At 51.0% G+C, this 15064-nt stretch carries 13 protein-coding genes; 4 read left to right on the plus strand and 9 right to left on the minus strand.

Features of this window, described 5'->3' with window-relative positions; all coding sequences use genetic code 11:
• Window positions 1-52 precede the first annotated feature (52 nt).
• Complete coding sequence (locus RGV86_RS11120) at window positions 53-937, plus strand: LysR family transcriptional regulator (protein ID WP_000354952.1); 885 nt, start codon at window positions 53-55, stop codon at window positions 935-937.
• A gap of 35 nt (window positions 938-972) precedes the next feature.
• Here RGV86_RS11120 and RGV86_RS11125 read toward each other — a convergent pair whose 3' ends face one another.
• From RGV86_RS11125 to soxR, 3 genes are all read right to left on the minus strand, one after another.
• A complete protein-coding gene (locus RGV86_RS11125; protein ID WP_000402198.1) occupies window positions 973-2622 on the minus strand; it encodes a Na+/H+ antiporter in 1650 nt (549 codons plus the stop codon).
• Between the two features lie 150 nt (window positions 2623-2772).
• Complete coding sequence (ghxP, locus tag RGV86_RS11130; RefSeq protein ID WP_000106864.1) at window positions 2773-4122, minus strand: guanine/hypoxanthine transporter GhxP; 1350 nt, start codon at window positions 4120-4122, stop codon at window positions 2773-2775.
• Window positions 4123-4669: 547 nt separating this feature from the next.
• Window positions 4670-5134, minus strand: coding sequence for a redox-sensitive transcriptional activator SoxR (gene soxR / locus RGV86_RS11135; protein ID WP_000412428.1), 465 nt, complete (start codon window positions 5132-5134; stop codon window positions 4670-4672).
• An 85-nt stretch (window positions 5135-5219) separates the two neighbouring features.
• On the opposite strand from soxR, the gene soxS reads away from it, so the two are divergent.
• Entirely contained in the window at window positions 5220-5543 is a 324-nt protein-coding gene (gene soxS / locus RGV86_RS11140) for a superoxide response transcriptional regulator SoxS (protein WP_000019357.1), read from the plus strand.
• Window positions 5544-5545: 2 nt separating this feature from the next.
• Here soxS and RGV86_RS11145 read toward each other — a convergent pair whose 3' ends face one another.
• Window positions 5546-7132: an EAL domain-containing protein gene (locus RGV86_RS11145; protein WP_085461285.1), complete on the minus strand. Its 1587-nt coding sequence runs from the start codon at window positions 7130-7132 to the stop codon at window positions 5546-5548.
• Window positions 7133-7579: 447 nt separating this feature from the next.
• Here RGV86_RS11145 and RGV86_RS11150 point away from each other — a divergent pair, with 447 nt between their 5' ends.
• Window positions 7580-7861 carry a YjcB family protein gene (locus RGV86_RS11150; protein ID WP_000224317.1) on the plus strand — a complete coding sequence of 94 codons (282 nt, stop codon included), beginning with the start codon at window positions 7580-7582 and terminating at the stop codon, window positions 7859-7861.
• 98 nt (window positions 7862-7959) lie between these two features.
• Here the strand turns inward: RGV86_RS11150 and ssb1 are convergent, their stop codons facing one another.
• Entirely contained in the window at window positions 7960-8496 is a 537-nt protein-coding gene (gene ssb1, locus RGV86_RS11155) for a single-stranded DNA-binding protein SSB1 (RefSeq protein WP_000168309.1), read from the minus strand.
• Between the two features lie 250 nt (window positions 8497-8746).
• Here ssb1 and uvrA point away from each other — a divergent pair, with 250 nt between their 5' ends.
• The gene (gene uvrA, locus RGV86_RS11160; RefSeq protein ID WP_000357757.1) at window positions 8747-11569 is read left to right on the plus strand and encodes an excinuclease ABC subunit UvrA; all 2823 of its coding nucleotides are present in this window, start codon (window positions 8747-8749) and stop codon (window positions 11567-11569) included.
• 165 nt (window positions 11570-11734) lie between these two features.
• Here uvrA and RGV86_RS11165 read toward each other — a convergent pair whose 3' ends face one another.
• The 4 genes from RGV86_RS11165 to tyrB all read right to left on the minus strand — a co-directional run bounded on the left by RGV86_RS11165 (window position 11735) and on the right by tyrB (window position 14864).
• Complete coding sequence (locus RGV86_RS11165; RefSeq protein WP_000155671.1) at window positions 11735-12091, minus strand: MmcQ/YjbR family DNA-binding protein; 357 nt, start codon at window positions 12089-12091, stop codon at window positions 11735-11737.
• A gap of 3 nt (window positions 12092-12094) precedes the next feature.
• The gene (locus tag RGV86_RS11170; RefSeq protein WP_000270381.1) at window positions 12095-12511 is read right to left on the minus strand and encodes a secondary thiamine-phosphate synthase enzyme YjbQ; all 417 of its coding nucleotides are present in this window, start codon (window positions 12509-12511) and stop codon (window positions 12095-12097) included.
• A gap of 110 nt (window positions 12512-12621) precedes the next feature.
• Window positions 12622-13335 carry an acid phosphatase AphA gene (aphA, locus tag RGV86_RS11175; protein WP_010344812.1) on the minus strand — a complete coding sequence of 238 codons (714 nt, stop codon included), beginning with the start codon at window positions 13333-13335 and terminating at the stop codon, window positions 12622-12624.
• Between the two features lie 335 nt (window positions 13336-13670).
• Entirely contained in the window at window positions 13671-14864 is a 1194-nt protein-coding gene (gene tyrB / locus RGV86_RS11180) for an aromatic amino acid transaminase (RefSeq protein ID WP_000486927.1), read from the minus strand.
• Window positions 14865-15064: the final 200 nt, after the last annotated feature.

Raw genomic sequence — 15064 nt, forward strand, 5'->3', positions numbered from 1 at the left:
CCGCTACTGAAATGAATTAAAATCATTGCAGGTATAGTCAAAGGGAATAGTTATGGATATCAGAACGCTGCGTTATTTTGTCGAAGTCGTGCGCCAGCAAAGCTTCACCCGCGCAGCGGAGAAGTTGTTTGTGACCCAGCCCACCATCAGCAAGATGCTGAAGAATCTCGAAGATGAGCTGAACTGTATATTGTTGATCCGCGATGGTCGTCGGCTGCTTCTCACTGATACTGGTCGCGTCGTATTTGAGCGCGGGCTGGCTATATTGGCTGAGTTTCGGCAACTGGAAGCTGAGCTTAGCGATATCAATCAGCTTAAAACCGGCGTTTTACGGTTGGGGATCCCGCCGATGGTTGGGATGTTAATGGCCGGGCCGATTGGCTTGTTCCGCCAGCGTTACCCCGGCGTGGAACTGAAGATTTCGGAGTTTGGTGGTCTGACGGTACAACAAGCGGTAATGAACGGCGAACTGGATATGGCACTGACCGCCCTGCCAGTAGAAGAAAGTGGCCTGACAACGTTATCGCTGTTTAGTCATCCGCTTTGTGTTCTGGTGCCGCGTTCAGGTAAATGGCTTGAGCGTGATGCCGTCTCACCAGAGACACTGGCGGAACATCCTCTTCTTATCTATAACGAAGATTTTGCCTTAAGTAAGCAATTGATGGCGTTATTCGATGAACATGGCGTTAAGCCGAGGATTGCGGTTCGCAGCGGACAATGGGATTTTCTCGCCGCGATGGTTCAGTCCGGTGTCGGAATAGCCATTTTGCCGGAACCCATTTGCCAGCGATTAGATAAAAACACCTTAAAATGGCTGCCGCTGGAAAGCGAATTACGCTGGAAATTAGGAATGATTTGGCGTGAGGGCGTTTACCTTTCCCACTGTGCCCAGGCGTGGCTGACCTGTTGTGAAGGATACTGGTTAACGCCAGAGTAAGACGGGTTGGCGGGCAAGCCCGCCAACCCTGCAGATTATTGATTTTCCTCAATCAACAACGCTTCCAGCAAATCGAGATCGTGCAGTAATTTTTGCAGCGTTTCGTTGCTGATCTCCCGCGTGGCGCGCAGGTGGTAGAGTTCAGCGCGTTCAGAACGCAGCGCCGCCAGACGGAAGCGACGCTCCAGGTTCTCTTCCTGAACCGAACTTTCAACGTCATTACGTCCATCGGCGCGACGGCGCAGATTACCAATGACGCGAGAGCTGACTTCAGTGAGCAACTGGTTGTCGATATTCTCTTCGGTATCCGCCGCCAGACGCTCCTCCATTTTCTGGATCGCCACAATTGCCACTTCAGCGGTTGCCGCGCGCGCGATTCGCTCCTCTTTCAACTGTTGTGAATGGTCTGCGACTTCAATGTGTTGTAGCAGAACAGGCAGCATCACTACGCCGACAAACAGCGAAAAGAGAATGACACCAGCCGCCAGGAACACCAGCTCATAACGCGCCGGGAAGACATTTCCATCCGGCAACAGCAGAGGAATAGAGAGCACACCAGCAAGAGTAATTGCCCCGCGCACCCCGGCGAAAGAAGCGATAAGGATTTCTCGTGTCGTCCACGAACCAAACTCCATCGGCTTCTTCTTCAGGAACCGGTTGCTGAACTTTTTCATCGTCCACAGCCAGCCAAAACGCACCAGCATTAGCGCCGCATAAATCAAGATGATGTCAGTAAACAGCATCCAGATTTCGACGTTAGGGTCAATTTCCGCCGCAACCAGCGACGTTTCCAGAATACCCGGTAGTTGCAGACCCAACAGCAAGAACACCATGCCGTTAAAGACAAATTCCAGCATCGCCCAGGTGCTGTTCGCGCGCAGTCGCATCGCCAGCGGCGCACGGCGCATCACGCCGGAACGGGTGATGGTCATCCCGGCGGCAACTGCTGCAAGGATGCCGGAAACGCCAATATGTTCGGCAATCAGATAAGAAGCAAACGGCAGCAGGAACAGCAATACGATCTGCGTCGCGGGTTCATCGCCGCCCCAGCGGCTGAGGAAACGCAACGAGCGACCATACAGCCAGCTCACCGCAAAACCGGCGAGAATACCGCCAATGGCCACTTTCATAAATTCAACCGTCGCGCCGCCAACGGTGAAGATCATCGTCCCCATCGCAACTGCCACGGCAAACTTCAGCGACACCAGGCCGGAGGCGTCATTCATCAACGCTTCGCCCTGCAAAATACCCATGATTTTTTTCGGGATGCGCCCTTCGCCAACAATCCCGGAGAGCGCCACGGCATCGGTCGGAGAGAGCACCGCCGCCAGCGCAAAGGCGGGTATCAGCGGGATACCCGGCACCACCCAGTAAATAAGGAAGCCAATGCCGACCACAGTGACCACCACCAGCGCCAGCGCGAGGCCGAATATTTCCCGACCATGTTCGAGAAATTCGCGGGTTGGTGTTTTCCAGCCATCAGCAAACAGCAACGGCGGGATAAACAAGACTAAAAAGAGTTCAGGATCAAACTCCACATGCAAACCAAACGTCGGCCACGCCAGTAGCGCACCGATGGCGATTTGCATAAGCGGAAGCGGGATCTGAAAGGGCATGACACGAGTGACCACCCCGGACAGCGAGACCACGAGGGTCATTATCAGTATGGTGAAGAAGATTTCCATGCGTTCCCTGTTTGCAATGTTTTTTATGATTTGAGAAAGGCGTTATGCCCGGACTCTCAGTTTTTCAGAATATCGCAAAAGCTCACACAATGTACGGAGAAAATAAAAACGGGCAGCCATTGCCACCCGTTTTCAGAATCTTATTAAAGCTTAGATAGCCCAGCCTCCAGCATAGAAGGTGACCAGCGCCACGGCGATAACGACCGTACCGATGTTCAGCTTACGCCATTCGCCAGAAACCAGACGACCAATCACCAGGGTCGCGAAGCCGATCATGATGCCAGTTACGATGTTACAGGTCAGCACGATGAATACTGCTGTTACCAGACCCGCCATTGCATCGACGAAATCAGCAAAGTCGATTTTCGCCACGTTGCTCAACATCAACAGGCCAACGTACATCAGCGCCGGAGCTGTTGCGTAACCCGGAACGAGGTAAGAGAGCGGAGAGAGGAACAGAATCAGCAGGAACAGCACGCCAACCGTGATTGCCGTCAGACCGGTTTTACCGCCCGCCGCTGTACCCGCCGCAGACTCAATGTATACCGCAGCCGGAGCCGCACCGACCAGGCCAGAGAAAACGCTGCTCAGGGAGTCGGTGGTCAGTGCTTTACCGCCGTCGATAATCTGCCCGTCTTTATCCAGCAGGTTCGCCTGACCGGCTACCGCACGAATGGTTCCGGTAGCATCGAAAACAGCAGTCATCACCAGCGCCAGTACGCTCGGCAGAACCACAGGGTTCAGCGCCCCCATAATATCCAGGCTACCAATTAGCGAATTACCGTTCTCATCGCTCAATGAAGGCATGGCGAAAACGCCAGAGAAATGGACGTTAGGATCGAAGATCAAACCGACAATTGAGATACCGATAATGGTCAGCAGAATGCCACCAGGGACTTTCAGTTTTTCCAGGCCGATGATCACCGCCAGACCTACCAGTGACATAATCACCGGGAAGGTCGCGAAATCACCCAGCGCAACGGGCAGACCGTCGAGCGGGTTTTTAATCACCAGACCGACACCATTAGCGGCAATCAGCAGCAAGAACAGGCCGATACCAATCCCCGTGCCGTGCGCCACGCCGTGCGGTAAGTTGCGCAAAATCCAGCTACGGATACCCGTGGCAGAAATTACCGTAAACAGAACGCCCATCAGGAACACGGCACCCAGCGCGACAGGTACGCTAATATGTTGCCCCAGCACCAGGCTGAATGCGGTAAACGCCGTCAGAGAGATGGCGCAGCCGATAGCCAACGGCAGATTGGCCCATAACCCCATCGCGATAGAACCAATCCCGGCAACCAGACAAGTTGCAACAAAAACTGCCGCTGGCGGGAAGCCCGCTTTACCCAACATACCTGGAACGACGATAACCGAGTAGACCATCGCCAGAAACGTTGTTAACCCGGCAACCACTTCCTGACGGACGGTGCTTCCACGTTGTGAAATTTTAAACCAGGCGTCGAGTGAACCGCCGGTACGCGCTGATGGCGTAGACATAAGAAAACATCCCCTGAGAGTTTATTTTTCGTCAAGATGCGTGGCGGACAATCCCCTGCCAGCGAAACGTTATTCTTCCTGCTTCAGGTTTGCGACAATCTGGGGCATCGCAAAAAAGCAAACGTTTAGCTCCGCGCATACAAAACGGGTGGTAAAAAAAAGCAAACGATTATCCGGCGATCATAGCGGCTTTTTCAACCGAAGTTTGCTGCTTTTTTCCCTTTTCTTGTGTTGACGATGAAAAACCAGGCAATTGATGCGCAAACGTTATCGTGGATGCGCAAAATTACGGCATTTGTAGGCAACTTGTGGCGAAGGTTTACGGTAAAAAATCACGCAAGATGGCAAAAATATTGCGGTTAAAAAGGATCACTTTGCACTGGCGAAGAAACAGCGGTGACATACAATTAAAGTATCAACACTAACCGGAACCTCCACCACGTGCTCGAATGAGGTGTGTTGACGTCGGGGGAAACCCTCCCGTGTACCAGCGGGATAGAGTGAAAGACAAAGACCGGAAAACAAACTAAAGCGCCCTTGTGGCGCTTTAGTTTTGTTCATCTTCCAGCAAGCGTGCGCCGGTGCCTTCTTCCCCTAAGCGGTCGCCCGGGTTACGCAACGGGCAGTCGCTACGCGAAAGGCAGCCGCAGCCAATACAACCGTCCAGTTCATCACGCAGCGCGACTAAGGTATGAATGCGCCGATCCAGTTCTTCTCGCCATTGCGAAGATAGCTGTTTCCACTCTTTCGCACTTAACGTATGCCCTTCGGGCAACACACCAAACGCTTCACCAATGGTCGCCAGCGGAATGCCGATGCGTTGAGCAATTTTGATAATTGCGACGTATCGCAACACATCACGCTTATATCGCCGCTGATTACCGCTATTGCGGATACTGGTAATCAATCCTTTGCTTTCATAGAAGTGCAGCGCCGATACCGCCACGCCGCTACGTTTCGCCACTTCGCCTGGAGTAAGCAAGGCTTTAATGCGGGGTAATTTCTTTTCCATAAATCGCTTTACCTCAAGTTAACTTGAGGAATTATACTCCCCAACAGATGAATTAACGAACTGAACACTGAAAAGAGGCAGATTTATGTCCCATCAGAAAATTATTCAGGATCTTATCGCATGGATTGACGAGCATATCGACCAGCCGCTGAACATTGATGTGGTGGCGAAAAAATCAGGTTATTCAAAGTGGTATTTACAACGAATGTTCCGCACTGTGACGCATCAGACGCTTGGCGATTACATTCGTCAACGCCGACTGCTACTGGCTGCCGTTGAACTGCGCACCACCGAGCGCCCTATTTTTGATATCGCGATGGATCTGGGTTACGTTTCACAGCAGACCTTTTCCCGCGTTTTCCGTCGGCAATTTGATCGCACTCCCAGCGATTACCGCCACCGGATCTAGGGTTACTGCCCGCGCATGGCGTCATGCGCGGGTAATTGCTCTGCCCATGCCATAAAAACCTGCGGCGGCATCGCCTTTGCAAAGTACCAGCCCTGACAATAGCGCACGCCGCGTTTGCGCAGCCAGTTGACCTGATCCTCCGTTTCCACCCCTTCTGCAATCGTTTTTAGACCCAGACTGTGTGCCAGTTCGATGATATGTTCTGCAATCAAATGGCTGGTTTTATGCGTGGTCAACGTCTCAACAAACGATTTATCGATTTTCAGGATATCAATATTCAATGAGTTAAGGTTATGCAGGTTGGAGTAGCCAATACCAAAGTCATCGATCGCCACTTCGTAACCAGCCTGACGGAAAGCCAGAATAATCGGTGTCATTTTGGCGACATCTAAAAATGCATGTTCAGTGACTTCAAATTTAATTTGCTGCGGACGCACGGTGAATTGTTCTATTTTTTGATTAGTTAAGGCAATCACCCTTGAAGTATGAAAATCGGAGGCAGACAAATTAATTGAAGTAGATAATTCAGGGTGTTTTGCCAGCCAGGAACCGAGATCGTCAAACACCATGTTAATGACATAATCTGTCACCTGCGCAATTAGACCCTCTTGTTCCGCCAGCGGAATAAACTCTGCTGGCGTCATTACCTGTCCCTGATTCCCCGGCCAGCGTAGCAATGCCTCAGCACCAATACATTTATTCGTTTTAATATCAATAATCGGTTGGTAATAGAGACAAAGCTGCCGTTTTTCGAGGGCACGTTGCAATTTACGCTTAGGTGACTGGTACTTCTGGTTTATACGCAGCCAGAGTAAAAGAAGCACCAGGCTGCCCATAATGCCTGCCGGTAAGGCAAATACAAGGTGATTATAAAAGTGTGACAAAATACGCTGATTGGAGGTTGCAACGATAGCAGCAATGGGACGTTTTGTTGAATGGACTATCGCATATAAATAACCGTTCTGCTGTACGGTTATTTCCCTTTGATGAATCAATGGTGAGAATTTTTCTGCTGAGGCTTGTTTACTTAAAGAGAAAAAGGTTTTCGTCACCGTATCATATACCCCCCATTGCAGCGTTGGATCGTCAGACATCACCTCGCTCCAGAATAAAGGGTTAATTACCGCGACATAGTTTCCTCGTTGCATATAGGTCATTTTATAACCGGCAAAAAAAGGAGTGTCGCGATAATAATAGATTGAGACATTAGGTTCACGCTTATAGTTCGCTGGCGATATCGTATAGCCGTTAACGGGAGCCATTAATGTTGAGCATAAAAAAAGGTTATCGTGGGCATAGATCAATTCGTTGATATAAAGATAACCACGGATAATATTCAACATTTGTTGTTGATGAGTGGGAGTACAAATTTGTCCCTGATAGCGTTCCGCATCGTCGCTTGCTAAATCTGCCTGGCGAATGACCAGCTCGGATTTCTCCAGTGCCAACTGGGCAAAAGCACGAAGTTGATTATTCGCTTCCGCTTTAGCCCAAAGAAAGGCGATCCATAGCGACAGAATGATGGGAAGGAGGACTACAAAGATAATACCCGGCAACGCCAGCAATTTGTGTCGCACACTATGACTCATTTCTATCAATTCCCTGCCTGGTTATACCTGGTCATTGCAAGGTTAAAACCCTGGCTACCGACGACGTTAGATAAATCTTACGGTATAAATAGCACTTTTGCCTGATTTGAAATTGATACCTTCATAATCTTTGTTTAAATAAAAATAACTCGCTGATATCAAAAGGGCTTTGCTGAAAAAATGCAGGTCAGGCAGGAAGTTAAAATATTTCTTTATTATGCATTGTCTCGATTTCACTGAAAAACCACATAATTAGTGCAGCAATAAAAGTAGCAGCATAATCTGGCTAACAAACGAGCAATTGTGATATAGTTCACAAAAATTTATGAAACAAACTAAGTGTTTCATTTTATGTTCTGAAAGTCCCGCGATAGCCAGAGTGTATCACGCCCCCCGTGAGTAATACCGTGCTATCCAGGGCTTGGTAATTTTCAGAGGAAATGTTTGATGGCTACCCTCACCACTGGCGTGGTTCTCCTTCGCTGGCAGCTTCTTAGCGCCATATTGATGTTTCTGGCCAGCACGCTCAACATCCGTTTCCGGCGCTCTGATTATGTCGGGCTGGCAGTGATCAGTAGCGGTCTGGGCGTGGTTTCCGCCTGTTGGTTCGCAATGGGGTTGCTTGGCATCACAATGACCGATATTACTGCCATCTGGCACAACATTGAGTCGGTGATGGTGGAAGGGATGGGTCAAACTCCACCACAGTGGCCGATGATTTTGACCTGATATGTAGAAGCCTCCATAACGGAGGCTTCTTTTTTATGGCTGGCGGATGCTTCAATCACCCACATTAAAACAATATAACCTATTGTTTTAATGACAAATCAGAACGGAATGTCGTCATCGAAATCCATCGGCGGCTCGTTAGACGGCGCTGCCGGAGCGGACTGCTGCGGGCGAGACTGCGCACCGCCGCTGAACTGATTGCCACCCTGCGGCTGCTGAGGCTGCCCCCAACCGCCCTGCGGCTGACCGCCACCGACGTTACCGCCTGCCGGTGCGCCGCCGCCCTGGCGACCACCCAGCATCTGCATGGTGCCGCCAACGTTCACCACGACTTCTGTGGTGTAGCGATCCTGGCCGGATTGGTCAGTCCATTTGCGGGTACGCAGCTGACCTTCGATATAAACCTGAGAACCTTTACGCAGATATTCGCTGGCAACTTCCGCCAGTTTGCCGAACAGCACAACACGGTGCCATTCAGTCTGCTCTTTCATCTCGCCGGTCGCTTTATCACGCCAGGATTCGGAAGTAGCCAGCGTAATGTTGGCAACTGCGCCACCATTCGGCATATAGCGTACTTCCGGGTCCTGGCCCAGATTACCAACGAGAATAACCTTATTTACGCCTCTGCTGGCCATGTCGTGTCTCCTGAAAAAAACGTTCTAATAAGTGTAAACGCGCGATTGTAGCATTACCAATAGCGGTTTTACCACGATGTGACCTCGGTTCCGGTAAACAAACATGGCCCGACATTGTTACACAGCACTCCGGGTTTTGCATTCCAATACTGTATATTCATTCAGGTCGATTTGTGTCATAATTAACCGTTTGTGATCGCCGGTAGCGCCATGCCGCCGGGCAAAAAAGTGTTTAATCCGGGAAAGGTGAATGGATAAGATCGAAGTTCGGGGCGCCCGCACCCATAATCTCAAGAATATCAACCTCGTTATCCCCCGCGACAAACTGATTGTCGTCACCGGGCTTTCGGGTTCTGGCAAATCCTCGCTCGCTTTCGACACCTTATATGCCGAAGGGCAGCGTCGTTACGTTGAATCCCTTTCCGCCTACGCGCGGCAGTTTCTGTCACTGATGGAAAAACCGGATGTCGATCATATTGAGGGGCTTTCTCCCGCCATCTCAATTGAACAGAAATCGACGTCTCATAACCCGCGTTCCACAGTGGGGACCATCACTGAAATCCACGACTATTTGCGTCTGCTGTACGCTCGCGTCGGCGAGCCGCGCTGCCCGGACCACGACGTTCCGCTGGCGGCGCAAACTGTCAGCCAGATGGTGGATAACGTGCTTTCGCAGCCGGAAGGCAAACGTCTGATGCTACTCGCGCCAATCATCAAAGAGCGCAAAGGCGAACACACTAAAACGCTGGAGAATCTGGCGAGTCAGGGTTATATCCGCGCGCGTATTGATGGCGAAGTCTGCGATCTTTCCGATCCGCCGAAACTGGAACTGCAAAAGAAACACACCATTGAAGTGGTTATCGATCGCTTCAAGGTGCGTGACGATCTTACCCAGCGTCTGGCGGAATCGTTTGAAACCGCACTGGAGCTTTCCGGCGGTACGGCGGTTGTTGCGGATATGGACGATCCCAAAGCGGAAGAACTGCTGTTCTCCGCGAACTTCGCCTGCCCGATTTGCGGCTACAGTATGCGTGAACTGGAACCACGCCTGTTCTCGTTTAACAACCCGGCGGGCGCCTGCCCGACCTGTGACGGCCTCGGCGTACAGCAATATTTCGATCCCGATCGCGTGATCCAGAACCCGGAACTGTCGCTGGCTGGCGGGGCGATCCGTGGCTGGGATCGCCGCAACTTCTATTATTTCCAGATGCTGAAATCACTGGCAGATCACTATAAGTTTGACGTCGAAGCGCCGTGGGGCAGTCTGAGCGCAAACGTGCATAAAGTGGTGCTGTACGGTTCTGGCAAAGAAAATATCGAATTTAAATACATGAACGATCGCGGCGATACCTCCATCCGCCGCCATCCGTTCGAAGGCGTGCTGCACAATATGGAGCGCCGTTATAAAGAGACGGAATCCAGCGCGGTACGTGAAGAGTTAGCTAAGTTTATCAGCAATCGTCCGTGCGCCAGTTGTGAAGGGACGCGTTTGCGCCGTGAAGCGCGCCATGTTTATGTCGAGAATACGCCGCTGCCTGCAATCTCTGACATGAGCATCGGTCATGCGATGGAGTTCTTCAACAATCTCAAACTCGCCGGACAACGCGCGAAGATTGCGGAAAAAATCCTCAAAGAGATTGGTGACCGGCTGAAATTCCTCGTTAACGTTGGGCTGAATTACCTGACACTTTCCCGCTCGGCAGAGACACTTTCCGGCGGCGAAGCCCAGCGTATCCGTCTGGCGAGCCAGATTGGCGCAGGGCTGGTTGGCGTTATGTATGTGCTGGATGAGCCGTCTATCGGCCTGCACCAGCGCGATAACGAACGTTTGCTGGGTACGCTTATCCATCTGCGCGATCTTGGTAATACCGTGATTGTGGTGGAACACGATGAAGACGCGATTCGCGCGGCTGACCACGTTATCGACATCGGTCCGGGCGCAGGTGTTCACGGTGGTGAAGTGGTCGCGGAAGGATCGCTGGAAGCGATTATGGCAGTGCCAGAGTCGTTGACCGGGCAGTACATGAGCGGTAAACGCAAGATTGAAGTGCCGAAGAAACGCGTCCCTGCGAATCCGGAAAAAGTGCTGAAACTGACAGGCGCACGCGGCAACAACCTGAAAGATGTGACGCTAACGTTGCCAGTAGGCCTGTTTACCTGCATTACAGGGGTTTCAGGTTCCGGTAAATCGACGCTGATTAACGATACCCTGTTCCCGATTGCCCAACGCCAGTTGAACGGCGCGACTATCGCCGAACCGGCACCCTACCGTGATATTCAGGGGCTGGAGCATTTCGATAAAGTCATCGATATCGACCAAAGCCCAATTGGTCGTACTCCGCGTTCCAACCCGGCAACCTATACCGGCGTGTTTACGCCTGTGCGCGAATTGTTTGCGGGCGTACCGGAATCCCGCGCGCGCGGTTATACGCCAGGACGGTTCAGCTTTAACGTCCGTGGCGGACGCTGCGAAGCCTGTCAGGGCGATGGCGTGATCAAAGTTGAAATGCACTTCCTGCCGGATATTTACGTACCGTGCGATCAGTGCAAAGGTAAACGCTATAACCGCGAAACGCTGGAGATAAAGTACAAAGGCAAAACCATCCACGAAGTGCTGGATATGACCATCGAAGAGGCGCGAGAGTTCTTTGATGCCGTACCGGCGCTGGCGCGTAAGCTGCAAACGTTGATGGACGTTGGCCTGACGTACATCCGCCTCGGGCAGTCCGCCACCACGCTTTCCGGTGGTGAAGCCCAGCGCGTGAAGCTGGCGCGTGAGCTATCAAAACGCGGCACCGGGCAGACGCTGTATATTCTCGATGAGCCGACCACCGGTCTGCACTTTGCCGATATTCAGCAACTGCTCGACGTACTGCATAAACTGCGCGATCAGGGCAACACCATTGTGGTGATTGAGCACAATCTGGACGTGATTAAAACCGCCGACTGGATTGTCGATCTTGGCCCGGAAGGCGGCAGCGGCGGCGGCGAGATCCTCGTCTCCGGTACGCCAGAAACCGTCGCGGAATGCGAAGCTTCGCATACAGCGCGCTTCCTCAAACCAATGCTGTAATCACAAAGGCCGCTTTCTGAGCGGCCTCAGACTGATGACAAAGTCTAAAAATGTGCTCGGACAGTCCCCTCGCCCCTCCGGGGAGAGGGGGAAAACCGTGCCGCTTTTGACTTTTAAACCAGTTTTTCAGCAATATCAGGCCGCTTTCTGAACGGTCTTTTCCTTTCAGAGTTGTACCAGCAATTTGCGTTTTTCTTCCGGCAGCAAATTCACCGCCTGCTGATACGACGCATCGACCAGATAATAGATTTGCGAATCCGGCAACGATCCGTCGAGATATACGGTACTCCAGTGCGCTTTATTCAGATGTCGGCTGGGACGTACATCGCTGTGCTGCTGACGCAGAAGATCCGCCAGTTCCGGGCTGGTTTTCAGCGAAACCGCCGGGCGATTTTCCACTTCTTTCACCATCGCAAACAGCACATCTTCCACTTTGATTTGCGTCGCTTTCCAGTCGCTGTGAACGCTCTGTTCAGCGCCAGGTTTTGCCATGCAATATTGTAGCAACTCCGATATGGTCATTTTTTACTCCCCTTGTAGTGTCGCGATGATGCGACGCGATCCGCCGTGGACACGATGTTCCCCCAGCCAGATACCCTGCCAGGTGCCGGTCTGAATACGTCCTTTATGCACTGGCAAAACAAGCGATACTCCCAGCATTGAGGATTTGATATGAGAAGGCATATCATCTGCCCCTTCATAATCATGCTCATAGTTTCCGTTATCGGGAACAGTGCGGAGGAAAAAACGCTCCATGTCCTGGCGTACCGTGGGGTCGCAATTCTCATTAAGTGTCAGAGAGGCGGAAGTGTGTTGCAGCAACAGGTGCAGTAAACCGACATTAACACGCGGCATATCTGCCAGTTGATTCAGAATTTCATCCGTTACCAGATGAAACCCGCGAGATTTGGCGCTAAGCGTGAGCGTCTTTTGATACCACATGTGCTGCTCCTTGATAAAACTCTCTTAATCAGTTTGCAGCAAGACAGCGAAAGGATAAAGGTGTGATTAAAAAAACAGCATTCGGGAGAGTGACACACTCTCCCGCACTATCAGTATTCTGAATTAACGATCACCTCTTCGCCAAAAGCACCCGCTTGTGGCAAGGGTTTGTAGGTAGAGTTGGAGGCACGCAGAATACGGATACCACGAATGCCGACATCACGCGCGGCAGTCATATCATTATCGGAATCACCATAAAACATTCGGATATTTTTATCCTGCAACCACTGCGTTTTCGTGTTTTGTCCTGGTTTATCACCCGCAAAGATTACCGGATTCATACTGCTTGCCGGAATGTGGAAATCGTCGGCTAATGTTTTCGAAACCGTTTCTGTTTTCGTTGGGCTACGACCAGTCACAAAAAAGATGGTATCGCCACGGCGGACATGTATATCAATTAGCTGACGTGCGACCTCTTTTGGAATGCTGAATTCATCCCAACCATTGTTCATCTTTTCCCAGAATGCTGGGTTTTTTAGATAATCTTCGCTTTCTGGCGAGAATATTTTCTTGCCGCGCCAGAATCCGGGGCTGGAAAACAAAACGGTATCATCGATATCAAACCCAACCGCCATCGGTGGGCGCCCGGCAAGGCTATTTTCAATTTGTGCGACCGATACCCAATGGACAGGTGCCTGTTCAGCGAGTCTGGCAACGTTAGTGCCGGGATTAAGCGGTGAAGGTGAAGAGGCTAACGCAACAGCAGAACTGTTTAGAGCGAACAATAAGCAAACGGCACTCAATGCCTGTGTGATCTTGCGCATATTTTTCCCTAAATAGTCAGTAAGTTGAAACTTTTTATTATGAAGTGTGTTGGAAAAGCCATCTGACCATAACGCCAGCAGCGAGGGAAAGGAAGGATTATCTGCGGCTTTTGTGAAGAAAGGGAGAAGGATCACATGAGACCAGTCCGTGTTTGTAACTATTTAATAACTTAATATATTTCCATAGTATAAAAATGTTCGGAAATGAAACGCCTATTTTATTCACGTTTATAAGAAATAAGTCTTCATCTCCTTCGTACTATTTACCTGGATAATACATAGCCCCCCTTATTTATAGTAGAGCAGGCGGCTTTTCAACCGCCTGCTGGTTAACCTTACATCACTGCAGCAAACGCCTTTGCAACGCGCTGCACGTTCGCAGAGTTAAGCCCGGCAACACACATACGACCGCTGGCGATCAGGTAAACGCCAAATTCCTCGCGCAGGCGATCGACCTGAGCGGCGCTTAAACCGGTATAGCTGAACATGCCGCGTTGCTTAAGCAGGTAATCAAAATTGCGCTCCGGCATCTCAGTGCTCAACACCCGCACCAGTTGCTGACGCATTGCCAGAATACGGGTTCGCATTTCTTCTACTTCTGCCAACCAACTGGCTTTCAACGCCTCATCATTCAGCACCGTTGCCACTACCTGTGCACCAAAATTCGGCGGGCTGGAGTAAATACGGCGCACAGTAGCTTTCAGTTGCCCCAGCACACGGCCTGCGGCTTCGGCATCTTCACACACCACCGAAAGACCGCCGACACGTTCGCCGTACAGGGAGAAAATTTTCGAGAATGAATTGCTTACCAGAGCAGGTAATCCGGCGCTGGCAATGGCGCGAATGGCGTAGGCATCCTCTTCCATACCGGCACCAAATCCTTGATAAGCGATATCGAGAAATGGGATAAGCTCGCGTGCTTTGAGAATTTCAATGACTGCGTCCCATTGGTCGTTGGTGAGATCGGCGCCCGTTGGGTTATGACAGCACGGATGCAGCAGCACAATACTGCGGGCAGGCAATGTTTTTAGCGTCGCCAACAGATCGTCAAAACGCACACCGTTGGTCACTTCATCATACCAGGGGTAAGTGCTCACTTCGAATCCAGCCCCGGCAAATATTGCTACGTGATTTTCCCAGGTGGGATCGCTGACCCACACACCTGATTCCGGGAAGTAGCGTTTCAGGAAGTCAGCCCCCACTTTCAATGCCCCTGAACCGCCAAGCGTTTGAATAGTCGCCACGCGCTGTTGTTGTAACACCGGATGATTAGCGCCAAACAGCAGTGGCGCAATAGCATGGCGATAGCTGTTAAGCCCTTCCATCGGTAGATAAAGTGAAGCGCCATGAGGCTGCGCATTCAGGCGCGCTTCCGCTTCTTCGACGGCTTTTAATTGTGGAATAATCCCGTCTTCGTTGTAGTACAGACCGATACTCAAATTCACTTTGTCGCTGCGAGGGTCTTCTTTAAAACGCTCCATAAGCGAAAGAATCGGGTCGCCAGCGTAGGCGTCAACTTTTTGAAACACGCGATGGTTCTCCAGGTTTACGGGCAGGTGGTTAAAACACAATAAACCGGAAGATGGGGAAGATCGAGAGGATGTTTAGCAATGAGCAGCAATTAATAACGCAGCGAAGCTGATAAAAAACGCAAAACCTTCAGAGGTACGAACGACAAGAGTGTATCAATTTATTGAATTTACATAAATTTGCAGGCCGGATAAGGCTT

It is taken from the genome of Escherichia ruysiae (assembly GCF_031323975.1).
GTDB classification, from domain to species: Bacteria; Pseudomonadota; Gammaproteobacteria; order Enterobacterales; family Enterobacteriaceae; genus Escherichia; species Escherichia ruysiae.